General features: G+C 71.7%; 25 protein-coding genes and 1 tRNA gene. 13 read left to right on the top strand and 13 right to left on the bottom strand.

Annotated features, from left to right (window positions below; translation table 11 throughout):
- Nucleotides 1-8: 8 nt before the first annotated feature.
- Nucleotides 9-197 carry a hypothetical protein gene (locus V1L54_RS18895; protein ID WP_330119275.1) on the top strand — a complete coding sequence of 63 codons (189 nt, stop codon included), beginning with the start codon at nt 9-11 and terminating at the stop codon, nt 195-197.
- Between the two features lie 208 nt (nt 198-405).
- Here the strand turns inward: V1L54_RS18895 and V1L54_RS18890 are convergent, their stop codons facing one another.
- The 3 genes from V1L54_RS18890 to V1L54_RS18880 form a co-directional block, all read right to left on the bottom strand.
- Nucleotides 406-915 (bottom strand): MobC family plasmid mobilization relaxosome protein, encoded by a 510-nt coding sequence (locus V1L54_RS18890; protein ID WP_330119220.1) that lies wholly within the window; start codon nt 913-915, stop codon nt 406-408.
- Between the two features lie 808 nt (nt 916-1,723).
- A complete protein-coding gene (locus tag V1L54_RS18885; RefSeq protein ID WP_330119219.1) occupies nt 1,724-2,482 on the bottom strand; it encodes an ATP-binding protein in 759 nt (252 codons plus the stop codon).
- Nucleotides 2,479-3,411, bottom strand: coding sequence for a hypothetical protein (locus V1L54_RS18880; RefSeq protein ID WP_330119218.1), 933 nt, complete (start codon nt 3,409-3,411; stop codon nt 2,479-2,481). The genes V1L54_RS18885 and V1L54_RS18880 overlap by 4 nt, the downstream gene beginning before the upstream one ends.
- 464 nt (nt 3,412-3,875) lie before the next feature.
- Between V1L54_RS18880 and V1L54_RS18875 the strand changes: the two genes are divergently transcribed.
- The 3 genes from V1L54_RS18875 to V1L54_RS18865 all read left to right on the top strand — a co-directional run bounded on the left by V1L54_RS18875 (nt 3,876) and on the right by V1L54_RS18865 (nt 6,138).
- Nucleotides 3,876-4,121, top strand: coding sequence for an XRE family transcriptional regulator (locus V1L54_RS18875; protein ID WP_330119217.1), 246 nt, complete (start codon nt 3,876-3,878; stop codon nt 4,119-4,121).
- A gap of 96 nt (nt 4,122-4,217) precedes the next feature.
- The gene (locus V1L54_RS18870; RefSeq protein WP_330119273.1) at nt 4,218-4,571 is read left to right on the top strand and encodes a helix-turn-helix domain-containing protein; all 354 of its coding nucleotides are present in this window, start codon (nt 4,218-4,220) and stop codon (nt 4,569-4,571) included.
- Between the two features lie 46 nt (nt 4,572-4,617).
- Nucleotides 4,618-6,138: a LacI family DNA-binding transcriptional regulator gene (locus V1L54_RS18865; protein WP_330119216.1), complete on the top strand. Its 1,521-nt coding sequence runs from the start codon at nt 4,618-4,620 to the stop codon at nt 6,136-6,138.
- Nucleotides 6,139-6,173: 35 nt separating this feature from the next.
- On the opposite strand, the gene V1L54_RS18860 is transcribed toward V1L54_RS18865, so the two are convergent.
- From V1L54_RS18860 to V1L54_RS18845, 4 genes are all read right to left on the bottom strand, one after another.
- Entirely contained in the window at nt 6,174-7,592 is a 1,419-nt protein-coding gene (locus V1L54_RS18860) for a restriction endonuclease (protein ID WP_330119215.1), read from the bottom strand.
- 299 nt (nt 7,593-7,891) lie between these two features.
- Nucleotides 7,892-8,434 (bottom strand): plasmid pRiA4b ORF-3 family protein, encoded by a 543-nt coding sequence (locus tag V1L54_RS18855; protein WP_330119214.1) that lies wholly within the window; start codon nt 8,432-8,434, stop codon nt 7,892-7,894.
- Nucleotides 8,435-8,706: 272 nt separating this feature from the next.
- Nucleotides 8,707-8,780: transfer RNA gene (locus V1L54_RS18850), tRNA-Pro, on the bottom strand.
- A 106-nt stretch (nt 8,781-8,886) separates the two neighbouring features.
- A complete protein-coding gene (locus tag V1L54_RS18845; protein WP_330119213.1) occupies nt 8,887-9,828 on the bottom strand; it encodes a metallophosphoesterase in 942 nt (313 codons plus the stop codon).
- Between the two features lie 191 nt (nt 9,829-10,019).
- On the opposite strand from V1L54_RS18845, the gene V1L54_RS18840 reads away from it, so the two are divergent.
- Complete coding sequence (locus V1L54_RS18840) at nt 10,020-10,484, top strand: GatB/YqeY domain-containing protein (RefSeq protein ID WP_330119212.1); 465 nt, start codon at nt 10,020-10,022, stop codon at nt 10,482-10,484.
- A gap of 145 nt (nt 10,485-10,629) precedes the next feature.
- On the opposite strand, the gene V1L54_RS18835 is transcribed toward V1L54_RS18840, so the two are convergent.
- Nucleotides 10,630-13,017: a transglycosylase domain-containing protein gene (locus V1L54_RS18835; RefSeq protein WP_330119211.1), complete on the bottom strand. Its 2,388-nt coding sequence runs from the start codon at nt 13,015-13,017 to the stop codon at nt 10,630-10,632.
- A gap of 399 nt (nt 13,018-13,416) precedes the next feature.
- Here V1L54_RS18835 and V1L54_RS18830 point away from each other — a divergent pair, with 399 nt between their 5' ends.
- Nucleotides 13,417-13,776, top strand: coding sequence for a WhiB family transcriptional regulator (locus V1L54_RS18830; protein ID WP_330119210.1), 360 nt, complete (start codon nt 13,417-13,419; stop codon nt 13,774-13,776).
- Nucleotides 13,777-13,829: 53 nt separating this feature from the next.
- On the opposite strand, the gene bagB is transcribed toward V1L54_RS18830, so the two are convergent.
- Complete coding sequence (gene bagB, locus V1L54_RS18825; RefSeq protein WP_443076693.1) at nt 13,830-15,194, bottom strand: ATPase BagB; 1,365 nt, start codon at nt 15,192-15,194, stop codon at nt 13,830-13,832.
- Complete coding sequence (gene bagA / locus V1L54_RS18820; RefSeq protein WP_330119209.1) at nt 15,191-16,171, bottom strand: ATPase BagA; 981 nt, start codon at nt 16,169-16,171, stop codon at nt 15,191-15,193. Before bagA ends, bagB begins: the two co-directional genes overlap by 4 nt.
- A 115-nt stretch (nt 16,172-16,286) precedes the next feature.
- Here bagA and sp36 point away from each other — a divergent pair, with 115 nt between their 5' ends.
- From sp36 to V1L54_RS18800, 4 genes are all read left to right on the top strand, one after another.
- Nucleotides 16,287-16,442, top strand: a complete 156-nt coding sequence (sp36, locus tag V1L54_RS18815) for a Sp36 family protein (protein ID WP_100202903.1) — start codon at nt 16,287-16,289, stop codon at nt 16,440-16,442.
- The gene (locus V1L54_RS18810; RefSeq protein WP_330119208.1) at nt 16,439-16,948 is read left to right on the top strand and encodes a RidA family protein; all 510 of its coding nucleotides are present in this window, start codon (nt 16,439-16,441) and stop codon (nt 16,946-16,948) included. The genes sp36 and V1L54_RS18810 overlap by 4 nt, the downstream gene beginning before the upstream one ends.
- A gap of 104 nt (nt 16,949-17,052) precedes the next feature.
- Nucleotides 17,053-18,057, top strand: a complete 1,005-nt coding sequence (locus V1L54_RS18805) for an NUDIX hydrolase (RefSeq protein ID WP_330119207.1) — start codon at nt 17,053-17,055, stop codon at nt 18,055-18,057.
- Nucleotides 18,054-18,893 (top strand): MBL fold metallo-hydrolase, encoded by an 840-nt coding sequence (locus V1L54_RS18800; protein ID WP_330119206.1) that lies wholly within the window; start codon nt 18,054-18,056, stop codon nt 18,891-18,893. The genes V1L54_RS18805 and V1L54_RS18800 overlap by 4 nt, the downstream gene beginning before the upstream one ends.
- Before the next feature lie 65 nt (nt 18,894-18,958).
- Here V1L54_RS18800 and V1L54_RS18795 read toward each other — a convergent pair whose 3' ends face one another.
- Nucleotides 18,959-19,633: a Crp/Fnr family transcriptional regulator gene (locus V1L54_RS18795; protein ID WP_100202900.1), complete on the bottom strand. Its 675-nt coding sequence runs from the start codon at nt 19,631-19,633 to the stop codon at nt 18,959-18,961.
- A 385-nt stretch (nt 19,634-20,018) separates the two neighbouring features.
- Between V1L54_RS18795 and nth the strand changes: the two genes are divergently transcribed.
- The 3 genes from nth to V1L54_RS18780 are packed head-to-tail and all read left to right on the top strand — an operon-like array spanning nt 20,019 to nt 22,741.
- Nucleotides 20,019-20,765 (top strand): endonuclease III, encoded by a 747-nt coding sequence (gene nth, locus V1L54_RS18790; RefSeq protein WP_443076702.1) that lies wholly within the window; start codon nt 20,019-20,021, stop codon nt 20,763-20,765.
- Between the two features lie 7 nt (nt 20,766-20,772).
- Entirely contained in the window at nt 20,773-21,528 is a 756-nt protein-coding gene (locus V1L54_RS18785) for an NUDIX hydrolase (RefSeq protein ID WP_330119204.1), read from the top strand.
- A 13-nt stretch (nt 21,529-21,541) separates the two neighbouring features.
- Nucleotides 21,542-22,741, top strand: a complete 1,200-nt coding sequence (locus V1L54_RS18780; protein WP_330119203.1) for a MarP family serine protease — start codon at nt 21,542-21,544, stop codon at nt 22,739-22,741.
- A gap of 150 nt (nt 22,742-22,891) precedes the next feature.
- On the opposite strand, the gene V1L54_RS18775 is transcribed toward V1L54_RS18780, so the two are convergent.
- Nucleotides 22,892-23,086 (bottom strand): hypothetical protein, encoded by a 195-nt coding sequence (locus V1L54_RS18775; RefSeq protein ID WP_330119202.1) that lies wholly within the window; start codon nt 23,084-23,086, stop codon nt 22,892-22,894.
- A 136-nt stretch (nt 23,087-23,222) separates the two neighbouring features.
- Nucleotides 23,223-24,200, bottom strand: a complete 978-nt coding sequence (locus V1L54_RS18770; protein WP_443076701.1) for an alpha/beta fold hydrolase — start codon at nt 24,198-24,200, stop codon at nt 23,223-23,225.
- Nucleotides 24,201-24,204: the final 4 nt, after the last annotated feature.

Below are 24,204 nucleotides of genomic sequence, written 5' to 3'. Positions count from 1 at the left end.
GGGAAGACATGGCACGGTTGCACGGCGATCTGCCCCAGCCCGACCCGCGGGGCGGCTGGTACGGCACGGGGCAGGAGGTCCAAGACTCCGCCGGGGGCAACCAGCTGTCCCTGCGCCGCCCGGTCGTCGATGTGGGCGAAGAACTCGGCCTCGTCGGTAGCAGCGGCCACTGCGCTTCTCCCTGGATGGCGCGATAGTCATGGCCTCGATGAGGAGGCGACCGTCTTGGCGGATGGGTGCGGCGTTCTCGTCACGGCCGGGGCCGGGGGCGTTGCCGTCCCAGGAGGCGACCGGGTGCGGGTCGGTGTGCTCCTCGTACTTGCCCGGCCCGTACAGGTAGGACAGGAGGCCGAGGGTGCGCTGCCCGCGCTTGTGAATCTTGGGGATCATGCCGGTGGTGTGTTCTTAGTCCTGGTGGAGGAGCTGGTCGGTGGCGTGCTGGACACGCTGGACGGCGCGCTCGGTGGCGGCGATGACGGCGTCGAGCTCGGGAGGGTGGGCTCCGGCGTTGATCGCGCGGGCGATCTGGTTGAGGTTGTTGCCGACGTGGCCGAGGTGCCGTCGCGCGGCGAACAGTTCGGCGACGAGTTCACGGCGTCCGGCGATGGCGGCAGCGGTGGTGTCGAAGTCACGGGCGGCGGCGAGGCCGCTGCGGGCGAGGAGGGACGGCAGGGTTGTGCGCGCGGCGGTCGCAGCAGCGGTGAGCAACCTCTTCTCGTCGTCGTTCAGGCGGACACTGCACACGTAATCGCGCTTGTGCGTGGGCGGCTTCGGGGAGCGCTTGCGCAAGGTCTTCGCGTCGCGGTGTTCAAGCGGCGGCGGCTGCTTCCCCGGCTGCGATCCGCCCTCGGTCGCTGCCTTGCGGACCAGCGCCTCCCGGTGCTGGTCCACTCCCGCCACCTCCGGGGCGGGCATGGCCGAAGACGCCTTCCCCGGCGGGGAAGAGCGTCTTGGCCGATAACTTGCTCGGCCTGTGGCTGGGGTGGTCACTTCCTGCTGGCCGACGGGCGTGGGGTTGTGGTGCTCGTGCATCAGGGCCTTTCTCGTAGAGGTTGAGTGCGGAAGCGCCGGATGGTGAGGACGGGACAGAGGACCGGGTGTGGGGTGGGCCCGCGACGCCGCTACCGCTCTGTCCGCGGACGGTTCTTGGTCGGCGGACAGAGCGGGACCTGGTGGGGGCCGCGTCTGGGACCTGCCCTTGCTGACCTCGGTCCCCTGCGGTTTTCAGTCCCCAAGGTGATTTGCGGTCCCCGGTCCCCGCTCGGTCCCCGTGGCTTTGTTCTTGTGGATGAGGACGGTCCCCGAACGAGGGCTGCTGTTGCTTTGCGGGGACCGTCCTGTGGTCGGCAGGCAGGCGGTGCTCCCCGAGACCGAGTCCCGGTCCCCGGTTCCTGCTGCGGGGACCGGAGTTGCGGAGGGCTGGGCCATGGGCGGCTTACCTGCGGCGATGCTGGTCCGGTGATTCCGTGGTCGGTCCCCTGTATGCGGCCTCGACCTCGGTCCCGGTGTGCGCGGTCCCCGGTCCCCGCGGGACCGTGGTCCCCAGCGCCCGGTCCCCGGTCCCCGGCGCGGTCTGTGTTCCGGTCCCCGGTCCTCGGCCTCCGAGGGGACCGTGTTCTCGGATGGTTCGCGGTCCCCGTTTCTGTTCAGCTGGCCAACGTGTTTGGTCGCCTACTTCAGCGGCGGGCCGGTCCGCCGCCGTTCCGTTCGGGTGCGGGGCTGCTCAGCGAGGGCGCCCTGGGACCGGGACCGGTGGAGGGGTGGCCACGGTGGTTGGCGCCGGGGCGTGCGCGGGTGTCGTCCGGCGTCGGTCGGAGCCGGTGAGGATGACGCGTTCGGTCATCTCGGTGAGGCGGGAGGCGACGCGGTCGCCGAGCGCTGTGCGCAGCTCGGCGATGGGGAGGTTGGTGGTGATCAGGGTGGGGCGCAGGTGCTCGTACCGGTAGTTGACGAGCCGGTAGGTGAGCTCCTCGGTCCACTCACTGGCCTTGGCGGCGCCGAGGTCGTCCAGGAGCAGCAGCGGGCAGCGGGCCAGGGCCTGCAGGTCGCGTTCGCTGTCGTGGCCGGAGCGGGGGCGCAGGCGGGCGTAGAGGTCGGCGGCGGTGACGGCTTCCCAGCGCAGACGGACCCCGGCGGTCAGGAGGGTGCGGATGGCGCCGTACGCCTGGTGGGTCTTGCCGGTGCCGGTGGGTCCGGCGATCAGCAGAGACGGGCCCTCGGCGATGCCCGGGGCGCCGCCTGGTCCGGGGCGTCCAGTGCGGGCGATGGTGTCGGCCCAGGCGGTGATCTGCGGGTGGTCGGCCAGGGCGCGGCGGTAGCGGGCGGGTATGCGGGCGTCGGCCAGTTCCAGGGCGGTGACCGGCTCGTTGGCCGGTTCGTCCAGGGGAGCGTCGGGGTCGATGCCACGGGCGGTGAGGATCGCGTTGAGCCGGTCGGTCAGCTGTCCGGCGCGCTGCGGTGCGCGGGTGTGGGTGGTGGTCACAGTTCGCCTCCGTAGGCCGCCTCGACGTCGGCCGGGTTCGTCCACGGGCGGTGGGCGGCGGGTGCGGGCCGGTTGGCGTTCATCGCCTCGTGCACGAGGCTGGGCAGGGTGCTCGGGTGCAGACCCTTGGCCCGGTGGCGTTCCAACCCGGAACGGATGTGGGCGGGATCGATGCCCTCGGCCAGCAGCTTGCTGACCTCCCGGCCGAGGTGTCCCAGGACGTCCTTGGGCGGGCGGTGGGCGCAGGCGGCGGCGTACTCGCCGATGAGGTGCCGGGCCGAGACGGTGTCGGGCGCGGGGGCGCTCGCGCCCCCCGACGGGGTAGTTCCTAGATCCATGATCCTAGGTCCTAGATCCGGACGGTGAGGCGTCACCGCCGCTGCAGGGAGCCCTCCGTGTTCCTTCACGGAGGGCTCCGTGAAACCGTCCTCACCTGCGGATTTTTCAGCAGAGCCAGGATTTGGTGCGGGCTCGCTCAGCTCGCGAGAGCTTTCACGGAGGGTTCCGTGAGGCGGCGGCGCGGGCTCCGTGACACCGGTCCGTGCGGCAGGAGCGGTGGTCCTTGTCGCGGTGCCGGGCGGAGCGTCGTGGTGCGGGCAGCCGGGGAGGCGGCTCTTGCTGGGTCGGTTGATCTTCTGGTGCTGGTGCCAGGTGACGATGTGCAGGTAGCGCTTGTCGTCCGGGCCCTTGTAGCGGCAGATCAGGCCGGCATCCGCGAGCTGGGCGAGGTCCTTCTCGACCTCGGCGGGCGTGTGCTCCGGGCGCAGGACCCACAGTTGCCCGGCGATGATCGCGGCGTGGTCGCGGTGGCGGCCCTGGTCGTCGGCCTGGGTGAGCAGGCCGAAGAAGGTCCGCTCGGCGGTCAGGGTGACGGCGGCGAGGGACTCGGAGACGAAGGCTTCGGGCTTGATGGTGCGGATGCGTGCCAAGAGGGGCGGTCCTCACTCGATGCCGGCGGGCGGGGGCAGGGGATCGGCCGGGTAGTGGCGCGGCTTGCGGATGGCAGGTCGCGCTTTCCGGGGTATCGCCAACACAGCCACACCCGGATCGCTCAAGTCCATCCCAATGCGGCCGAATCTCTGACGGCAGAAAGGCAGCCGGAAAGCATGCCGCGAAGGGCGACGTGAAAACCGTAGAGCATGATCGACGGTCGACCAAATAGTTGCCCTGGACGCCGATCCGGAAGGATCACATCGCCAATCCGTTGACGAACTTTCGCCGGGGAAGCTACAACACAACACCGCACGTCAGAGAACTCTTCGGGCGTCGCGCAGCGTGGCTCCCCGAGTCTCCCGGACTACGGAAAGCCCTCCACGTGTGTGCCGCGCGGGCCGCAATATAGGCCACGATCGCCGGTTAACCAAACCGGCGAGTGAACGCTAGGAATAGAGATATGGCAGCACGCTCACTGGAAAACGCTCCCGCAGGAATACGGGACGTCCGGACCTTCGAAACGCTCCGCACCGAGCGCAGCCTCACCCAGCGCCAGACGACCGACCATGCGACTTCCCTCGGTCACCCGATGCCGCCCCGCATCAAATGCGCTCAGCGCCGCTGTGACGCCGACGACCTTGCCGCGATCGCCGAGGCCCTCCTCGCCTCGCCCCTCGTGCTGCCGCAGGACCCGACCGCTCCGTGACGAGGCCCGTCCAGGGCCGCTGACCGAGTCCGCCCACCACCGAGTCAGGACCCGCCGCCCTTGTGTAGACCTTCGCCCGCACCCGCGACCACCCACCTGCCGCACAACCCGCGCGACACCCCTCTGCCCCGCCTCTACCGCCCCGAGGAGATCGCCGAAGCACTCGGCTGCTCTGCCTGGTGGGTCAAGGACCGGGCCCGGCGGAGCCTCATCCCGCACACCCGTGTCGGCCGTGCCTACCGCTTCACCGCCGGCCACCTCGCCGAAATCGTCCGCCTCCACGAGGAGACACCGGCTCGTCCCGCTCCGTCGGCCGAAAGCGCGGCCGTCCCGTCCTCCACGGCTGCTTCGCGGGACGACTTCGCACAACCGCCCCGCCCCCTCACCACTCCGGCGAACCGCCTGCGGGCCCGGCCACCGCGCCGGGCCCAGTACGACGCCACCGCATAGCCGCACCCCGACGTGAAGCACCCAGAGGCAAAGGAGACACCGGAAAGTGGGTTTCGCGGAGAAGCGCGGAAACTACTGGCGCGGCCGGTACAAGACGGCGCCCGGCAAGCACCTCACGGTCGTCGACGAGCGCGGCAAGGCGATCAGGTTCGCCACCAAGGGCGAGGCCCAGCGTGCCGCGAGTGAGGCCGAGAACAAGTACCGGCGCGGCGACTGGCGCGACCCGGCGCTCGGCCAGGAGACTTTCGGCGAGTACGCGAACCGCTGGTATGCCGCCCAGGACCTGGCCGCCTCGACCATGCAGAACTACAAGCGCCACATCGAGGAGCACCTGCTCCCCGAGTTCGAGGACAAGGCGCTCGCCGGCATCCTGCGCGCGGACGTCGACCTGTGGGAGAAGAAGGAGAAGGTCCTCTACGCGGCCTCCAGCGTCAAGACCTGGCGCTCCACGCTCCACCTGATCCTTGAGGACGCGATCGACGAGGGCCTGATCACCTCCAACCCGGCGGCCAGACGCCGCGGGCGCGGCAAGCGCGCCGGCCGCTCCCGCGACCGCGGCCCCGAGAAGGTCATCACCGACCCGCTCGGCGCCCTGCTGATCGCCGAGCGGGCCGCGCTGCTCTCCGGCCGCGACGACGAGTTCGTCGCCGTGATCCTCATGGCGTACACCGGGATGCGATGGGGCGAGGTCGTCGGCCTGGAGACCGAGTTCACCCGCCCCGGCGTCGTCCGCGTCGAGCACCAGCTGTATGAACTGGACTCCGGGACGCTGGCCCGCTGCCCGCCCAAGGACGACAGCTACCGCGCCATCGACACCCCCGACTTCCTGTCCGCCCTGATCGCCGACCACATCGCCCGCACCAAGCCAGCCCCGTGCCCCTGCCACGGCAAGCGGTACCTCTTCCGCGGCCAGGGCACGGCCCGCACCGGCGGGCACCAAGGCGCCAAGCTGGCGGACGTCGCCCGCCGCGCCGGTGTCTCCACCGGCACGGTCTCCAATGTCCTCAACCACCCCGAGCGCGTCCGCGAGGACACCCGGGCCCGCGTGGAGGCGGCCATCACCGAACTCGGCTTCATACGCGGCGGCGTGCCGACGGAGAACGCGGCCCACTGGCGTCGCAACGGCTTCGCCACCTGGCTGTTCACCCCGGCCGTCTCGGGCTGGTACCCGAAGAAGGCACCCCAGGAAGCCCGGCCCGTCCCCCTGCTCGGTGAGCCCTGGCCAGGCATACCGGCACGCGGTCGCGGCGCCGGCGGACGGGCCGACGCCTGCTGGCTCCCGATCGCCAAGGGCCTCACCCCGCACGGCCTCCGTCACACCCACCGGACCGTGATGGAGGACCTCGGCACCGAGAAGGTCCTCATGGACGAACGTATGGGCCACATCGACGGCTCCGTCTCCGCCCGCTACGCCCACGTCACCCCCGGCATGCGCAAGCGCCTCAAGCTCGGCCTGACCGAACAGTGGGAGACGGCACTCGACGCCCGCTTGGTAATGTGTCCTCGCTCGCCGGTGAGAGCACTCGACAAGTTGCTGAAGGCACGTCCCATGTCACATCAGGAGTAAGTTCCCGGCGCATTCCGGCACAGCGTGCGTTATCGCTACCGAGGGCGACGCTTCGGAGGAACTGGCCCTGGGATAATGTCGAGGCCCATGTGCTCCTTGAACAGGTGCACCAGGTTGGCACCGTCGAGGAGTTCGAGCCGACCGTGCTCGTTGGCAAACGCCTCACTGGCCCGCCCGAACCACGAGGTCGTCACCAGAATGCCCTTGGCAGCTCGCTTGTGCTCCACGACCCCTGCCAGTGCAGAGACGGTTTCGAAGGGCACGACCTTGCTGGTGCGCTTGGCCTGGATGACGCACAGACCCTTCATGACGGGATCGGTGTTCATGGCGATCGCGTCAACACCTTCGTCCTTCGATGGTTGGGTGTTGACGCTGTCCAAGCCGATCGCTTCGAACAGTTGCCGGACCAAGTGCTCGAACTCCGTCGGCGTCAGATTCATCAGCACCGGTCGGCTGTCCAGGCCCGCCACGACATCCATGCTGTCCATCAGCCGGAACTTGGTCAGGTCGAACGTGACCAATGGCCGGACCGGTTCCAGCTCGTACGGGTTCGGGGAAATCAGCGACCTCAGGCGTTTCAGGCAAGCACGGGGATCTACCTGTGTCAGGACGAGCTGGCCGAACTCCTCCCGATCCGTCTGGAGGGTGATCAGGCACGGGTGCACCTCCCGGCCGGTGGCACGGTCGATGGTCTTCACGTGCCCGTTCAGGGCGATGGACCGCACCACACCCTCGGTGTCGGCGGCGAATAGCTCGTGCACGGTGCGCAGGGCCGTTTGCGCCAACACGGAGGAGTACAGCTCCTTGCGCTCCTTCTCCGGCCGAGGGATCGGCGTGATCTCGTCGCGTGACTTCACATACCGGTATCCACGGGCGGCGGGTACCACGTCCTCCAAGGGGAGATCGATTTCGACGAGCAGGTCACCGGTGTCGGCCTGATAGGAGACCTGGTGAGTCTTCGGGAAGCCATGCGGATACTTGGAGGCGGCCAGGACTTGGTCCGCGAACCACTCGACCGCCTCGACGTCCCTGTCCCTGTACGCGCTTCGGCGCTCGTCGATCCGGGTGTTCCACTCCTCCACCCGGACGGCCTCCCGTTGAGTGTGCCTCTCGTGCCTGGCGCGTACCTCGTTCAGCTTCTCAACGCGCTTCTGCTCCTCGCGGGCGTGGTCCCGCAGGGCTCGGTCGAAGCGTTCGCGTGCCAGCTCCATCTCGGCGTCATAGCCCCGGCGCCCGAAGCCGAGGGCACCCCGGAAGCCGCGCGGAGGTTCCGGTTCGTACTCTTCCCAGCGGGGCGCGGGCGTGGCTCGTGCAATTCCCACTGGGGAGAACACCGTAGGGGTGAACTTCTGCCGGAGGTTCTTGAACGTCAATGGACGGTGCTTCAGCACGGCGGTACGCAGCAGCGTTGAGAGCTGCTCGACATCGTTCTCGGTTACGCTGGTCCGGTCCACGGCCTCCTGAGTACGGGCTGCCTCGTACGCTAGCTTCTCCTCCCGCGCCTTCCGCTTGGCTGCGGCCTCGGCGGCCTTACGTGCCCTTTCGCGTTCTCTAGCCTGCCGTGCGGCCTCCCGGGCGTAAGCACCTTCTCCGCTCACTCCAGTCTTGCCAGCCACTGTGGCCCTCCAGGTCAATGCGTGTTCGTCCAGCCGAACCTTCGGCAGTATTCCGTAGGCGTCTGACAAAGGGGACGCGCATCAGCCAGGGCGCACCGGACCATCTCGCAGCTCTGCTCTTGGATGTCTGCGGATGGTCAACCGTCCGTGAGGAGCTTATTGATCCCGTCGATGTCGAGATGCTCGGGGTCGAAGGGGCCGTCGAGCCACTCGGTGAGGAACTGGTGCTGTTCATGCTCGGGATCCGTGATAGCGGCCAGGAGTTCCCCATAGCCCCAGGGCCCGCCGCAGTCCTCGGGAGGGCAGGCGCGGCGGCCGGTGACACAGCGGGGATAGGTGGTTCCCGGAACTTCGGTGAGGGCTTTCTCGATCTGGATGTGGTGGAGCCAGCCGTCGCCGAAGTCGTAGGTGTAGCCGATCCTGTCGTCGATGGCCGGGGCCACAGATCGGAGCGACACGTCCCGCTCGTCACGGTGGCCGAGTTCGGCGTCAGGGTGCCCGAAGGCTCCCAGGGGTGTCTCAAAGACGTGCAGGTGGTAGTCCTCCCAGCCCATCGCGGTCTGGATCACCCGGTGCAGACGGCTCAGAGTGATGTCGGCGGGCACCTGCAGACGGCGCCAGATCGGCGGGCGGATGTCGGCCAGGGTGATCTTGATCTGGAGGACGGTGTCAGAGGGCATGGAGGGAATGTCCCTTCACGGAGTGGACGAGTGCGCTCGTGATCTGTGAGAGATCGCAACCGTGTCAACGGCGGGACTCGTGCAGCCCCGCGCCTGGAGCTGGCCGGTGGCGGGGCAGCCGGGTCGGGGGGAAGGTAGCAAGCCACTGCGGCTCGTGGGTACTGGGAGCCGGGAATCGAGGTTGGCTCCCAAATGGCTCCCAAGAGAGCCTGGAAATGGCTCAGGGGCCCGATCCGCATCGCGGATCAGGCCCCTGATCTGGTGTTTCTCTGTCGGGGTGGCGGGATTTGAACCCACGACCTCTTCGTCCCGAACGAAGCGCGCTGCCAAGCTGCGCCACACCCCGGAGCAACGACCACTACTCTAGCCCACGCCCGTGCTCAGGCGAAATCCGGTTTCCCGGGTGCCGGGGCGGGGTGTGGGGCGGCTCTCGGAGTGGGGCCCGGGGCCGGTCAGGGGCGTTCGGTCAGGGTGAGGAGGGTGGCCTCCGGGGGGCAGGCGAAGCGGAACGGGGTGTAGCGGTTGGCGCCGCAGCCTGCCGAGACGTGCAGGTGGGCGCGGTGGCCGCCCGCCTCGTGGTGGGACAGGCCCCGGGCCCGTCCGGTGTCCAGGTCGCAGTTGGTGACCAGGGCGCCGTAGAAGGGGACGCGGAGCTGGCCGCCGTGGGTGTGGCCGGCCAGGATCAGCGGGTAGCCGTCGGCGGTGAAGGCGTCCAGGACGCGCAGGTACGGGGCGTGGACCACGGCCAGGGACAGGTCCGCGCCGTCCTCCGGGCCGCCCGCCACCTCGTCGTAGCGGTCGCGCTTGATGTGCGGGTCGTCCAGGCCGGTGAGGGCGATCTCCTCGCCGGTGTCCAGCTTGAGGCGGCCGCGGGTGTTGGACAGGCCGACCCAGCCGGCCTCGTCGAAGGCGTCGCGCATGCCCTCCCACGGGTTGTGGATGGCGCCCACGGCCGGCGGGTTGCCGTTGAGGCCGTGGCGGCCGCTGGCCTTCTCCGCCAGATAGCGGGCGGGGTTGCGCAGCTTGGGCCCGTAGTAGTCGTTGGAGCCGAAGACGTACGCGCCGGGGTACTCCAGCAGCGGGCCGAGCGCGTCCAGGACCTCGGGGACGGCCTCGGTGTCGGAGAGGTTGTCGCCGGTGTTCACCACGAAGTCCGGGCGGAGTCCGGCCAGCGACTGGAGCCAGCGCTGCTTCTTGCGCTGTCCGCTGACCATGTGGATGTCGGAGACCTGGAGCACGCGCAGCGGTCGCATCCCGCGCGGCAGCACGGGGACGGTGACGCGGCGGAGCCGGAAGGCGCGGGCCTCGATGCCCGCCGAGTAGACGAGGCAGGCCGCGCCGACCGCCGTGATGCCGAGGGGGACCTTGAGGGAGAGCGGGTATCGCGCAGGCATGTGTTCATGGTCGCAGACGTACGGGCCGGGTACGGCACCCGAACGGCCGACGCCGCGCCGGAGGCAGGGGGCGGAGACGGTACGGGGGCGGGGAGAAGAAGGGCGGAGGGGTGGGGAGAGAAGGAGGGTGAGCGGACGGCGCGGGCGGAATGCGGTGGGCGTTCGAGGCCGCGTCCTGGCACACTTCCGGCATGACCACGCTCAAGACCCGGCTCCAGGACGACCTCACAGCGGCGATCAGGGCGCGCGACGAGCTGCGCTCCGCCACCCTCCGGCTCACGCTGACCGCGATCCAGAAGGAAGCGGTGGCGGGCGAGACGGCCCGTGAGCTGTCCGATGCCGAGGTCGAGAAGATCATCGCCCGGGAGGCCAAGAAGCGGCGCGAGGCCGCGGAGGCCTTCGCCAAGGGCGGGCGCCCCGAGCAGGCCGAGCGGGAGCGGGCCGAGGGTGAGGTGCTCGCCGAGTACCTGCCCAAGCAGCTCACCGACGGAGAGCTGGACGCGCTGGTGGCCGAGGCCGTGGCGGAGGCGAAGGCCGCCGGGGCCGAGGGGCCGAAGGCCATGGGGGCCGTGATGAAGATCGTGAACCCGAAGGTGGCCGGACGGGCGGAGGGCGGCCGGGTGGCCGCCGCCGTCAGGAAGAGACTGGCGGGCTGACCGCCGCGCGACGGCGTACGGGAGGGCCCGCCTCCCCGTACGCCGGACGCGGGAGGACGGCGGAAGGGGTGCCCGGCCGGTTGTCGGCCGGGCACCCCTTCCCGCGTTCCCGGTGGAACGGCCGCGGTCGGTGGTGGGTGTGCGGCTACCTGGGACCCCAGCCGCCGTCCTGGCCGCCGTCCTGCCAACCGCCGCTGTCGGTACCGCCGTTGTCGGCGCCACCGTTGCCGAAGCCGCCGGGGAAGCCCCCGCCGGGTTCGTCGGTGGGGGTGATGCCGCCGTTGGTGTTCCCGCCCATGGTGTCGGTACCGCCGTCGGTGGTGCCGCCGGCCGTCAGGTCGGGTCCGAAGGTGAAGCCCGGACCGGGGATGTCGGGACGGCCGGGACGGTCGCCGCCGGGCCGGTTGTCGTTCCGTCCGCCGTCCCCGTCGTCACCGTCGCCGGGCTCGTCCTCCCTGGTGCTGCCGCGCGGCACGTGCACGTCGTTGAAGGACTCCACCGACTCGCCCTCCAGGGCGCCGGTCATGGCGGTCCGCCAGATGGGCCCGGGCAGACAGCCACCGCAGACCTTGGGGTAGTACTGGCCGCCGATGGTGATGTCGAACATCTCCCGCGGGGCGCCGACGTCGTCACCGACCCAGACCGCGGTGGAGAGGTTCGGCGTGTAGCCGACGAACCAGGCGTCCTTGCGGCCGTCCGTCGTACCGGTCTTGCCCGCGTTGTCGCGGTCCGAGAGCCCGGCCGCCGTGCCGGTGCCGTCCTCCACCACACCCTTGAGCATCTTGTTGATGGAGTCCGCGGTGTGCTCGGACATCGCCCGCTCGCACTCGGTCCTGGGCACCGACAGCTTCTTGCCCTCGGCGTCGACGACCTTCTCGATGGCGACCGGGGAGCAGTAGGTGCCCCGGTTGGCGAACGTGGCGTAGGCGGCGGCCATGGCGAGCGGGCTGATGTTCTGGCCGCCCAGGAGCATCGACGGCTTCTGCTCGACGGGCTTGCCGTCGCCGCGCTTGACGCCCATCTTCCCCGCCATCTTCACGACGTCGCACAGACCGACCTTCTGCCCCAGGCCGACGAAGTAGGTGTTGATCGACTTCCCGAGCGCGCTGGTCATGTCCCAGGAGCCCTTCTCGGACTCCAGCTCGTTCTGGACCTTCCACTCCTTGGTGCCGTAGGGCTTGTTGCCGCAGACCGTGAAGTCGCTCTCCTTGAAGGTGGCCTTCCAGTCGCTGCTGTGGGTGTGGGTGGGGTTGATGCCCTTCTGCAGGGCGGCGGCGGCGATGATCGGCTTGAAGGTCGAGCCGACCTGGAAGCCGTGGGTGCTGCCGCCCATGGCGTTGTTGACCGCGAGGTTGAGCGTGGTCTGGTTCTTCTTCTGGTCCAGGCCGTACGGGCGGCTCTGGGCCATCGAGAGGATCTTGCCGGTGCCGGGCTCCACCTGGACCACGGAGGCGGCCACCGGGTCGTCCTCGTAGACCTTGCTGGTGGCGGCCTTGGCCGCGGCCTTCTGCGCCTTGGGCGAGAGCGTGGTGTGGATCGTCAGGCCGCCGCGCTTCCAGCGCTCCTGGCGCTCCTTCTCCGTCTTGCCGAAGGCCGGGTCGGTCAGGATGACCTTGCGGACGTAGTCACAGAAGAAGCCCGCCTTGTCGGTGGAGGTGATGCAGCCGCTCCTGGGCCTGCTGATCTTCAGCCCGAGGTCCCGCTGCTTCGCCGCGTCGGCCTCCTTGCGGCTGACGGCGCCCGTTTCGGCCATGCGCTCGAGCACCACGTTGCGCCGCTTGAGGGCGTCCTCCTCGTTGTTGAGGGGGTCGTAGCGGCTGGGGGACTGGACGAGTCCGGCCAGCAGCGCGGCCTCGTGGAGTTCGAGGTCGGCGGCGGGCTTGGAGAAGTAGCGCCGGGCGGCGGCCTCGATGCCGTACGCCTGCTGTCCGAAGAAGGTGATGTTGAGGTAGTTCTCCAGGATCTGGTCCTTGGTGAGCTCCTCCTCCACCTGGATCGCGAACTGCAGTTCCTGGATCTTGCGCCCGATGGTCTGCTGGGTCGCCTCGGCGACCTTCTCCGGGTCGTCCCCGGCCTGTTCGACGAAGACGTTCTTGACGTACTGCTGGGTGAGGGTCGAGCCGCCCTCGGAGACCTCGCCCTGCTGCGCGTTCTTGTTGAGGGCGCGCAGGATGCCCTTGAGGTCGACGGCGCCGTGCTCGTAGAAGCGCGAGTCCTCGATGGCGATGATCGCCTTCCGCATGGGCGGGGCGATCTTCTCCAGCGGCACCACCGTGCGGTCGCGGTAGTAGTCGGTGGCGATCAGTTCGCCCTCGGAGTCGAGGATCTGGTTCTTCTGGCTCAGCGGGGGCCGCTTGAAGTCGACGGGGATCTCGTCGAAGTTCTCGACGGCCCCCTTCGCGGCCAGCCCGAGGCCGCCGGCCACGGGCAGCGCGACACCCGCGAGCACCGCTCCCGCGAGCACGCTGACACCGAGGAACTTGGCGGCCTGCTGGGGACCGGTCAGTCCGCCACCCGAGCGCTTGTTTGCCATGAGGAGCAGCCTACGTTCTCAATCGCCGGACAGGTGAGCGTGTGTTCGCCTACGCTGTATCACGTCTGACACGGTCACCAGGTTCCTTGTCAACTCCCAGCTCACTCCATCGGGTGTTGAGGTGTGACCGGATTGAAATCCTATGTCAGCAGACTTCCGGTCAGATTCCCTCGCCATACTGGTGAAATGTCCCTTTGTGGAGGGAAGGTCACGATCGTTCCTCGCTCACTCCGTTGGGTGATCTGCCGCGTACCCATAGTCCGTTCGGGCCATTCAAGATTGGGCCCGTCGGGGGTGTTGCGCCCTGCCCGCCTTCCGTAACGTCCTGCACTGGCAGCGGTGAATATGCCGTCTGCCGCCGTGGGGGAGCCTCGATATTCGGGAGAGGACGGCGCCGGCATGGGCTGGGTAACCGACTGGAGTGCGCAGGCGGCCTGTCGCACTACCGATCCGGATGAACTGTTCGTACAGGGGGCGGCCCAGAACCGCGCCAAGGCGGTCTGCACCGGATGTCCGGTGCGCACCGAATGCCTGGCCGACGCCCTCGACAACCGAGTGGAGTTCGGCGTCTGGGGCGGGATGACCGAGCGGGAACGGAGAGCGCTGCTGCGCCGCCGCCCGACGGTCACCTCCTGGCGGCGGCTCCTGGAGACCGCGCGCAGCGAGTACGAGCGCGGCGCCGGGCTGCTGCCCGTGGAGGTCGACTCCCGGGAGTACCGGGCGCACCAGTACGACGGCGACTACGCCGCGGCGGGCTGACCCGCCCCCGGCCGGAGCCGGCGCGGAAGCGGACGACCGCCGGGCGTGGGCGGTCAGGCGGACGCGTCGTGCCGCGCCGCGAGCCGCTCACCGATCGCCCGCAGCCCGTCCAGGTCGTGGACGTCACCGGGCAGGGCCGCCACCTCCACCACCGGCACCTCGGGGTGCAGTGCGGCGAAACGGTCCCGCATGCGGCGCTCGCGCGCCAGGACGTGCATCCGCTCGGCATGCAGCCTCAGCATGCCCGCGGCCAGCCGTTCGGCCGTGGCGGGGGAGCCGTCGGCGGGAGAGCCCTCGGCCGGGGAGCCTGCCGCGGGGGGAGCGGAGGAGCCGCCGGGCTCGGAGGACGCGGAGGAGTCGGGGGCAGCGGTGTCGGAGGCGGGCCGTTCTCCACCACCCTTCCCGCCCGGGTGATCCACAATGCCGTCGTCCTCGAGGATCTCCGCGGCGGCCAGCGCCCGCTCCGCGCTGAGGCGGACGGCCTCGCTGCCGTGCATCCGGTTCAGCACCAGCCCGGCCAGCGGCATCCGGTCCGCGGCCAGCCGCTCGACGAAGTACGCCGCCTCCCGCAGCGCGTCCCGCTCCGGCGCCGCCACCACCAGGAACGCCGTGCCCGGGGCCTGGAGCAGCCGGTAGGTCGCGTCGGCCCGGGTGCGGAAGCCGCCGAACATCGTGTCCATGGCGGCCACGAAGGTCTGCATGTCGCGCAGCAGCCCGGAGCCCAGCAGCTTGTTGAGGGTGCCGGTGAACATCGACAGCCCGGTCATCCCCAGGTTCACGAACTTCAGCCCGGCCCGGCCGCCCGCCTTCGCCGGGGCCATCAGCACCCTGATGAACCGGCCGTCCAGGAACGACCCCAGCCGCTTGGGCGCGTCCAGGAAGTCCAGCGCGGACCGGCTCGGCGGGGTGTCGACGACGATGAGGTCCCACTCGCCCTCGGCGCGGAGCTGGCCGAGCTTCTCCATCGCCATGTACTCCTGCGTCCCCGCGAAACCGGCCGACAGCGACTGGTAGAAGGGGTTCTCCAGGATGGCGCGGGCCCGTTCGGGGTCGGTGTGGGACTCGACGATCTCGTCGAAGGTCCGCTTCATGTCCAGCATCATCGCGTGCAGTTCGCCGCCCGCCGGGCCGCCCACGTCCTTCACCCGGCGCGGGGTGTTGTCCAGCTCGGTCAGCCCCATCGACTGGGCCAGCCGGCGGGCCGGGTCGATGGTGAGGACGACGACCTTCCGGCCCCGCTCCGCCGCCCGTACGCCCAGGGCCGCGGCCGTCGTCGTCTTGCCGACGCCGCCGGCGCCGCAGCAGACCACGATCCGGGTCTCCGGGTCGTCGATCAGCGGATCGACCTCCAGCACCGGAAGCCCGCCGCGCGCCGGACGTCCGGCCGTCCCCGCCCCGCCCGCCGTCCGTGCCGTCACCTCGACACCCCCTGTTCGCGCAGATCACCGGCCAGCCGGCAGACACCGGGCAGATCGGTGCCCTCGGCCAGGAACTCCAACTCGTACGCGGGCAGTCCCAGCGCCGTGATCTCGGCGCGCAGCTCGCCCTCCAGCGCCACCCGCTCGGCGTGCTCGTGGGCCTGGCGCAGCAGCGGCTCGACGAGCTGCTCCGCCCGGCCCCCGCGCCGCGCGCCGCCCAGCCCGGCCCGGGACAGCGACCTGGCCAGCTCGGCGCGGGACTCCCCGGCGGCCTGCACGGAGGCCCGGTCCAGCACCGCCGGACGCGTCATGTTGACGAACACCCGGCCCACCGGCAGCCCCGCGGCACGCAGCTCGGCCACACCGTCCACGGTCTCCTGGACCGGCATCTCCTCCAGCAGCGTCACCAGGTGCACGGCCGTCTCGGCCGACTTGATGACCCGCATCACGGCCTGGGCCTGGTTGTGGATCGGGCCGACCCGGGCCAGTCCGGCCACCTCGTCGTTGACGGCGAGGAAGCGGGTGATCCGGCCGGTGGGCGGCGCGTCCAGCACCACCGCGTCGTAGACGAACCGTCCGCGGCGGTCGCGGCGGCGCACCGCCTCGCAGACCTTGCCGGTGAGCAGCACGTCGCGCACCCCGGGGGCGATGGTGGTGGCGAAGTCGATCGCGCCGAGCTTCTTCAGGGCCCGTCCCGCGCCACCGAGCTTGTAGAACATCTGCAGGTAGTCCAGCAGCGCCCGCTCGGCGTCGACGGCCAGCGCGTGCAGCTCGCCGCCACCGCCCGGGCCGGTGGCGATCCTGCGCTCCTCGTAGGGCAGCGCCTCCGTCTCGAAGAGCTGGGCGATGCCCTGCCTTCCCTCGACCTCCACCAGCAGGACGCGTCGCCCCTCCTCGGCGAGCGCCAGCGCGAGTGCGGCGGCGACCGTCGTCTTGCCGGTCCCGCCCTTGCCGGTCACCACATGCAGCCTGCTCACCCTTGCGAGCCTAACCACCGCCGCGGCGGAGTACGCGTGGGGATGGGCCGTGGTGGGTGACGGGGCGGGTGGTGAGGCGGGGGAGCGGGGCCGGGGAGGTACTAAGGTCGGGCCCATGACGAAGTGGGAATACGCGACCGTGCCGCTGCTCGTGCACGCGACCAAGCAGATCCTGGACACCTGGGGCGAGGACGGCTGGGAGCTGGTCCAGGTGGTGCCCGGCCCGAATCCGGAGCAGCTGGTGGCCTACCTCAAGCGGGAGAAGCAGTGAGGAAGGGCGGTACCGGGTCCGCGGCGGGTCCCGCGGGCGCCGAGGCCAGGCTGGCCGAGCTGGGGATCGCCCTGCCGGAGGTGGCGGCCCCGCTGGCCGCGTACGCCCCGGCGGTGCGCTCCGGCTCCTACGTCCAGACCTCCGGGCAGCTGCCGCTGGTCGGCGGCGAGCTGCCGGCGACCGGCAAGGTCGGCGCCGAGGTGTCGCCGGAGGAGGCCAAGGAGCTGGCCCGGACCTGCGCGCTGAACGCCCTGGCGGCGGTGCGGTCGGTCGCCGGGAGCCTGGACCGGGTCGCCCGTGTGGTGAAGGTCACGGGCTTCGTCGCCTCCGCGCCGGACTTCACCGGCCAGCCCGGTGTGGTCAACGGCGCCAGCGAACTGCTGGGCGAGGTCTTCGGCGACCGGGGCGTGCACGCGCGCAGCGCGGTGGGCGTCTCCGTGCTGCCGATCGACGCGCCGGTCGAGGTGGAGGTCCTGGTCGAGCTGGTGGACTGGTCGGAGGACTGAGCCGGTCCGGTGCCGGTCCGGTACCGGTGCGGTGCGCCCGGTACGGGCCGCGGTGTCCGGGCGTCCGGCTCGAACACCGCGGCCCGTCGCCTTACGATCCGGCCATGCCGTCGACGCCGTCCTCCCCTTCGCCCTCTTCTCCCTCTTCCTCTCCGGCCCCGCCCCCGCGGACGGGCGGGCAGTGGTATCCACCCGAGTGGCCCGAACGCATCCGCGCCCTGGCCGCGGGACGGATCGTCCCCGTACCGCCGCGCCGGGCGGCGACGGTGCTGCTGCTGCGGGACACCGCCGGCGGTCCGGCCGTCCACCTGCTGCGCCGCCGTACCTCCATGGCCTTCGCCGGGGGCGCGTACGCCTACCCGGGCGGTGTGGTCGACCCGCGCGACGAGAGCGACCGGCTCGCGGTCGCCTGGGCCGGTCCGGCGCGTGCGGAGTGGGCGCGGCGGCTCGGGGTGCCCGAGACGGTCGCGCAGGCCGTGGTGTGCGCCGCCGTGCGTGAGACCTTCGAGGAGGCCGGTGTCCTGCTGGCCGGCCCGGACGCGGACACCGTCGTCGCCGACACCACCGGCGCGGACTGGGAGGCCGACCGGGTCGCCCTGATCGCCCGCGAGCTGTCCTTCGCGGACTTCCTCGTCCGCCGCGGACTGGTGCTGCGCGGCGATCTGCTGGGCGCCTGGGCCCGCTGGATCACCCCGGAGTTCGAGGCGCGCCGCTACGACACCTGGTTCTTCGTGGCCGCGCTGCCCGCGGGCCAGCGCACCCGCGACGTCTCCGGCGACACCTCCGGCGAGGCCGACCGCGCGGTGTGGCTCCGGCCGGCCGAGGCGGCGGCCGGCTACGACCGGGGCGAGCTGCTGATGATGCCCCCGACGATCGCCACCCTGCGGCAGCTGCTGCCGTACGCCGAGGTGGCCGGCGCACTGGCCGCCGCCCGGGAGCGGGATCTGGCGCCGGTGCTGGCCAGGGCGTACCTGGAGGACGACGGGGCAGGCGGGGAACGGGTGGTGCTGCGCTGGCCGGGGCACGAGGAGTTCACCCGGCACGTGCCGGTGCCGGCGGAGCCGCCCGGAGCCCGGGACGAGGCAGCGAACGGGGGAGAGGCACGATGACCGACGCCGCCACCCCGCCCGGCCGGCCGCGCGGCGGCGCGATCGACGGCACGGGCACCGCCCGCGCGGTGTGCGTGCTCGCGCCCAACCCCTCGCCGATGACGCTGGACGGCACCAACACCTGGATCGTCGCCGAGCCCGGCTCGCCACTGGCGGTCGTCATCGACCCCGGCCCGCCGGACGAGGGCCATCTGCGCCGGGTGGCCGACACCGTCGAGCGGTCCGGGCGGCGGGTGGGGCTGACGCTGCTGACCCACGGCCACGCGGACCACGCCGGGGGCGCCGCCCGTTTCGCGGTGCTGACGGGCTCGGCCGTACGCGCGCTCGACCCGGCGCTGCGGCTGGGGGAGGAGGGACTGCGGGCCGGGGACGTGATCACCACCGGTGGGCTGGAGCTGCGGGTGGTGCCGACCCCGGGGCACACCGCGGACTCGCTCAGCTTCCAGCTGCCCGCCGACGGCGCGGTGCTCACCGGCGACACGGTCCTGGGCCGGGGCACGACGATGGTCGCCCACCCCGACGGGCGGCTGGGGGAGTACCTGGACTCGCTGCGGCGGCTGCGCTCACTGACCGTGGCCGCCACCGACGACAGGGTGCGCACCGTCCTGCCGGGGCACGGACCGGTGCTGGACGACGCGCAGGGGGCCGTCGAGTACTACCTGGCCCACCGGGCGAACCGGCTCGCGCAGGTGGAGACGGCGGTGGAGAACGGCCACCGCACGGCGGAGGAGGTCGTGGCACACGTCTACGCGGACGTGGACCGTGCGCTGTGGCCCGCCGCCGAGCTGTCGGTACGGGCACAGCTGGAGTATCTGGAGGAGCACGGCCTGGTGTGACGGCGGCGGACCCGGCGGGCCGGACGGACGGCGCCGGGCCCGGTACCGGGCGCCCGGTACCGGGGTCAGCGGGAGCGCTTCGCCAGCCGCTCCACGTCCAGCAGGATGACCGCGCGCGCCTCCAGCCGCAGCCAGCCGCGGCTGGCGAAGTCGGCCAGGGCCTTGTTGACCGTCTCGCGGGAGGCGCCGACGAGCTGGGCCAGCTCCTCCTGGGTGAGGTCGTGCACCACGTGGATGCCCTCCTCCGACTGCACGCCGAAGCGGCGGGAGAGGTCCAGCAGGGCCTTGGCGACCCGGCCGGGGACGTCGGAGAAGACCAGGTCGGACATCGAGTCGTTGGTGCGGCGCAGCCGCCGGGCGACGGCACGCAGCAGCGCGGAGGCGACCTCGGGGCGGGCGTTCAGCCAGGGCTGGAGGTCGCCGTGGCCCAGGCCGAGCAGCTTGACCTCGGTCAGCGCGGTGGCCGTGGCCGTACGCGGGCCCGGGTCGAACAGGGACAGCTCGCCGATCAGCTCGCCGGGGCCGAGGACGGCCAGCATGTTCTCGCGGCCGTCGGGGGAGGTGCGGTGCAGCTTGACCTTGCCGTCGATCACCACGTACAGCCGGTCGCCGGGCTCGCCCTCGTGGAACAGGGCCTCACCGCGTGCCAGCGTCGTCTCCGCCATGGAGGCACGCAGCTCGGCTGCCTGCTCGTCGTCGAGCGCCGCGAAGAGCGGGGCGCGCCGCAGAACGTCGTCCACGAGTTCTCTCCTTGTCGACCTGCCCTGGGGACTGTCGCCCCCATGATGCCGGACGGTAGAACAGTGCGATCAGTCACAAGTTTGACGCACCGGTGCCCGAGCACGTGCCTCAGGGGGCCGTTTGGCCTCCGAATCGGTGGAGGGCGGGGCGGAGGCCGGTGCTCCCCCGTACGCTGGCCGGGTGGTCGACGCCCCGCTGTGCCGGGGCGGGACACGGCAGGACGGCTGCTGGAAGACGGCAGGACGACGGAAGGAAAGGGGCGTGCGGGTGACGGTGTCCCGTGGCTCATCCCACGATTCCGCCGAGGGCGAACAGGCGTCGGCCGGACGGGGGACGGCGCCGAAGGCGGCGGGCGGCGGCAGCAGGCCGGAGTCGAGGCTCGCCATGGTCCGCCGGGCCCGGCGCATCAACCGCGAGCTCGCCGAGGTGTACTACTACGCCCACCCCGAACTGGACTTCGAGAACCCCTTCCAGCTGCTGGTCGCCACCGTCCTGTCCGCCCAGACCACCGATCTGCGGGTGAACCAGACCACCCCCGCCCTCTTCGCCGCCTACCCCACCCCGGAGGAGATGGCCGCGGCCGACCCGGAGCGGCTGGAGCAGCTGATCCGGCCCACCGGCTTCTTCCGCAACAAGGCCAGGTCGCTGCTCGGGCTCTCGGCGGCGCTGCGCGACCGCTTCGGCGGTGAGGTGCCGGGCAGGCTGGAGGACCTGGTCTCCCTGCCCGGCGTCGGCCGCAAGACGGCCCATGTGGTGCTGGGCAACGCGTTCGGCAGGCCCGGCATCACCGTGGACACCCACTTCGGGCGGCTGGTGCGCCGCTGGCGGCTGACCGAGCAGACCGATCCCGACAAGGTCGAGGCCGAGATCGGCGAGATCATCCCCAAGAAGGAGTGGACGATGTTCTCGCACCGGGTGATCTTCCACGGCCGCCGGATCTGCCACTCCCGCAGGCCCGCCTGCGGTGCCTGTCCGATCGCCGCGCTGTGTCCCTCCTACGGGGAGGGCGAGACGGACCCGGAGAAGGCGCGGAAGCTGCTGAAGTACGAGATGGGCGGCATGCCCGGCCAGCGGCTGAAGCCACCGGCGGACTACCCCGGGCGGCCCGCGCCGCCGCTCGGCGCGGAGTGAGGCGGGCATGAGGGACACCCGGGGGGCGCGCCACTGCTCCGCCGCTGTTTCCGGGCCCGGGAACGGGCCCAGGCCCGTTCCCGTGACCGACCGGGGACTGCCGCACTGGCTGCGCCCGGTGGCCGAGACGGCGGCGACCGTACGGCCCGGACAGCTGAGCCGCTTCCTGCCGCCGCCGGACGGGCGCGGGCGGCAGTCGGCCGTCCTGATGCTCTTCGGCGAGAGCGGCGGGAGCGGCGGGAGCGGCGATGGCGGCGCCCCTGAACTGCTGCTGATCGAGCGGGCCTCCAGTCTGCGCTCGCACGCCGGGCAGCCGTCCTTCCCCGGCGGCGCCCTGGACCCGGAGGACGGCGACCCGGAGGGCGACGGGCCGCTGCGGGCCGCGCTGCGGGAGGCCGAGGAGGAGACCGGGCTCGACCCGGCCGGGGTGCAGGTCTTCGGCCGGCTGCCGCGCGTCTACATCCCCGTGAGCGGATTCGTCGTCACACCCGTACTGGGGTGGTGGAGGGAGCCGAGTCCGGTGGCGCCGGTGGACCCGGCCGAGACGGCCCGGGTGTTCACCGTGCCCGTGGCCGACCTGGTGGACCCGGCCAACCGGGCCACCGCGGTGCACCCCAGCGGTTTCCGCGGCCCGTGCTTCCTCGTCGGCGGCGCGCTGGTCTGGGGCTTCACGGCCGGGATCATCGACCGGGTCCTGCACTTCGCCGGCTGGGAACGGCCGTGGGACACCGACCGGTGTGTCCCCCTCGACTGGCGCGCATGAGACGGTGGGCGACGTGAACGTGCTGGACGTACTGCTGCTGCTCGCCGCCGTGTGGTTCGCGATCGTCGGTTACCGCCAGGGTTTCGTGGTGGGCGTGCTGTCGGTGATCGGCTTCCTCGGCGGCGGGCTCGTCGCGGTCTATCTGCTGCCGGTGATCTGGAGCGAGATCACCGACGGGGCGTCGCCCGGGACGGCGGGCGTGGTCGGCGCGGTGGTCGTGGTGATCGTGTGCGCCTCGGTCGGCCAGGCGCTCACCACCCATCTGGGCAACCGGCTCCGGCAGTACATCACCTGGTCGCCGGCGCGGGCCCTGGACGCGACCGGCGGCGCGCTGGTGAACGTCGTGGCCATGCTGCTGGTCGCCTGGATGATCGGCTCGGCCCTGGCGAGCACCACCCTGCCCACCCTCGCCCGCGAGGTCCGCGGCTCGGCGGTGCTGCAGGGCGTCTCGAAGACGCTGCCGGAGGGGGCGAACACCTGGTTCGCGGACTTCACCTCGGTGCTGGCGCAGAACGGCTTCCCGCAGGTCTTCTCGCCGTTCGCCAACGAGCCGATCACCTCCGTGGAGCCCCCGGACCCGGCGCTGGTGAACAGTCCGGCCGTCGCCCGCGCCAAGCGGTCCGTCGTCAAGGTGGTGGGCACGGCCCCGAGCTGCGGCAAGGTGCTGGAGGGCACGGGCTTCGTCTTCGCCGACGGGCGGGTGATGACCAACGCGCACGTGGTCGGCGGGGTCGACGAGCCGACCGTGCAGGTGGGCGGCGAGGGCAGGCTGTACGACGCCAGGGTCGTCCTCTACGACTGGGAGCGCGACATAGCCGTGCTCGACGTGCCGTCACTGGACGCGCCCGCCCTGCGGTTCGTGACGGACGGCGCGGAGACCGGTGACGACGCGATCGTCGCGGGCTTCCCCGAGAACGGCGGCTTCGACGTGCGCTCCGCCCGGGTGCGCGGACGCATCCAGGCCACCGGACCGGACATCTACCACCGCGGCACGGTGAACCGCGACGTCTACTCCCTGCACGCGCTGGTGCGGCAGGGCAACTCCGGGGGCCCGCTGCTCTCCCCCGACGGCAGGGTGTACGGCGTCATCTTCGCCAAGTCCCTGGAGGACGACAGCACCGGCTACGCGCTCACCTACGACGAGGTGCGGCCGGACATCGAACAGGGGCTCGCCGCCCGGGGACCGGTGGACAGCCAGGGCTGCGCGATGTGACGGAGGCGCGGTGCCGGTGCGGTGCCGGGGATCCGGCCGGACCGCCGGCACCGCACCGGGGTGTGCCGAAGGCCGCGCCGGGGCCGTCGTTCCCGCTGGTCCTGCCGGTCCGGCCGGCTGTGTGCCGGTCCCGCCGGCCCGGCGGTGCTGTCAGCCGCGGGTGTGCCGCAGTCGCGCACCGACCCAGCGGGCGCGACGGCGCAGGATGTGCGGGATGCCGAGCTGGGGATCACGGGGATCGCGGAGTTCGCGATGCTCCCGCGGAGGACGCGGGGAGAACCCCCGCGCGCTGTTCTGTTCCCGGATGTCGCGTGACACGTCACGGTAGTCGTGCGTCCAACCCATACCCCGGACTCTGCCCCTGCCCCAAGGTCGGTAATCGCCCAATGGTCCGTCAATCGGCGTATGCGCGCGTCACGTGCCCACGCCGCCGGCCCGGTCCGGCGGATCCCGGCCCGGGCGGGGCGGCTCGCCGCCGGCCCTAGCGGTCCGGCCCGGGGTCCCTGAGCCAGTCGAGCAGCTCGCCGGTGAACCCCTTCGGGTCCTCCTCGTGGGGGAAGTGGCCGAGACCGTCGAACAGCCGCCAGCGGTAGGGGGCCTCCACGACGTACTCGCCCGAGCCCGCCGCGCTGCGGGCGCGCAGCACCGGGTCCAGGGAGCCGTGCAGATGGAGGGTCGGCACCCGGACCGGGCGCTTCATGCGGCGGTTGAACTGGAAGCCGTCCAGCCGTGCCAGCGACCGGATCAGCCAGCGGTACGGCTCGACCGAGCAGTGCGCGGTGGAGGGGATGCACATCGCCCGCCGGTAGACCTCCACCACGTCCTCCTCCGGGGCCTGCGGCCCGGACCACTCCCGCAGCAGCCGGCCGACCAGTGCGCCGCCGTCCGCCGTCAGCCGCCGCTCGGGGAGCAGGGGGCTCTGGAAGCCCCAGATGTACGAGCCGGCCGCCGTCTGCCGCGGATCACCCAGCATCGCCGCGCGCCAGCGGCGCGGATGCGGCATCGAGGCCACGGCCAGGCGCCGGACCAGCTTCGGCCGCATCACCGCCGCCGTCCACGCGAGATAGCCCCCCAGATCATGGCCGACCAGGGTCGCGTCGGGCTCGCCCAGGGAGCGGATCACACCGGTGACGTCGAGTGCGAGGTTCGCCGGGTCGTAGCCCCGGGGCGTACGGTCGCTGCCGCCCACGCCGCGCAGGTCCATCGCGACCGCGCGGTACCCCGCCTCGGCGAGGGCGGGCAGCTGGTGCCGCCAGGTCCACCAGAACTGGGGGAAGCCGTGCAGCAGCAGCACCAGCGGGCCCTCGCCCAGCTCGGCGATGTGGAAGCGCGCGCCGTTGGCGGCGACGTCCCGGTGCGTCCACGGGCCGTCCATCCGGGCGACGGAGGCAGGTGAGGCGGGGGATGCGGGGGAGGAGGGTGTGTCCGGAGTGTCTGCCATGCGTCTCGGGCCCGTCATGTCG

This window comes from Streptomyces rubellus (genome assembly GCF_036323805.1).
Taxonomy (GTDB): domain Bacteria; phylum Actinomycetota; class Actinomycetes; order Streptomycetales; family Streptomycetaceae; genus Streptomyces.
Note: the sequence above shows the minus strand (reverse complement) of the source record. Positions and strands in the feature narration are given on the sequence as shown.

What these genes read in the sequence shown, in the direction of transcription:
- V1L54_RS18875 (WP_330119217.1), top strand. Translation starts at nt 3,876, where the DNA reads ATGGCAGCACGCTCACTGGAAAACGCTCCCGCAGGAATACGGGACGTC.
- V1L54_RS18895 (WP_330119275.1), top strand. Translation starts at nt 9, where the DNA reads ATGGCACGGTTGCACGGCGATCTGCCCCAGCCCGACCCGCGGGGCGGC.
- V1L54_RS18770 (WP_443076701.1), bottom strand. Translation starts at nt 24,200, where the DNA reads ATGACGGGCCCGAGACGCATGGCAGACACTCCGGACACACCCTCCTCC.
- V1L54_RS18840 (WP_330119212.1), top strand. Translation starts at nt 10,020, where the DNA reads ATGACCACGCTCAAGACCCGGCTCCAGGACGACCTCACAGCGGCGATC.
- V1L54_RS18785 (WP_330119204.1), top strand. Translation starts at nt 20,773, where the DNA reads ATGAGGGACACCCGGGGGGCGCGCCACTGCTCCGCCGCTGTTTCCGGG.
- V1L54_RS18890 (WP_330119220.1), bottom strand. Translation starts at nt 915, where the DNA reads ATGCCCGCCCCGGAGGTGGCGGGAGTGGACCAGCACCGGGAGGCGCTG.
- nth (WP_443076702.1), top strand. Translation starts at nt 20,019, where the DNA reads ATGGTCCGCCGGGCCCGGCGCATCAACCGCGAGCTCGCCGAGGTGTAC.
- V1L54_RS18835 (WP_330119211.1), bottom strand. Translation starts at nt 13,017, where the DNA reads ATGGCAAACAAGCGCTCGGGTGGCGGACTGACCGGTCCCCAGCAGGCC.
- V1L54_RS18800 (WP_330119206.1), top strand. Translation starts at nt 18,054, where the DNA reads ATGACCGACGCCGCCACCCCGCCCGGCCGGCCGCGCGGCGGCGCGATC.
- V1L54_RS18845 (WP_330119213.1), bottom strand. Translation starts at nt 9,828, where the DNA reads ATGCCTGCGCGATACCCGCTCTCCCTCAAGGTCCCCCTCGGCATCACG.
- V1L54_RS18830 (WP_330119210.1), top strand. Translation starts at nt 13,417, where the DNA reads ATGGGCTGGGTAACCGACTGGAGTGCGCAGGCGGCCTGTCGCACTACC.
- sp36 (WP_100202903.1), top strand. Translation starts at nt 16,287, where the DNA reads ATGACGAAGTGGGAATACGCGACCGTGCCGCTGCTCGTGCACGCGACC.
- V1L54_RS18855 (WP_330119214.1), bottom strand. Translation starts at nt 8,434, where the DNA reads ATGCCCTCTGACACCGTCCTCCAGATCAAGATCACCCTGGCCGACATC.
- V1L54_RS18775 (WP_330119202.1), bottom strand. Translation starts at nt 23,086, where the DNA reads ATGGGTTGGACGCACGACTACCGTGACGTGTCACGCGACATCCGGGAA.
- V1L54_RS18805 (WP_330119207.1), top strand. Translation starts at nt 17,053, where the DNA reads ATGCCGTCGACGCCGTCCTCCCCTTCGCCCTCTTCTCCCTCTTCCTCT.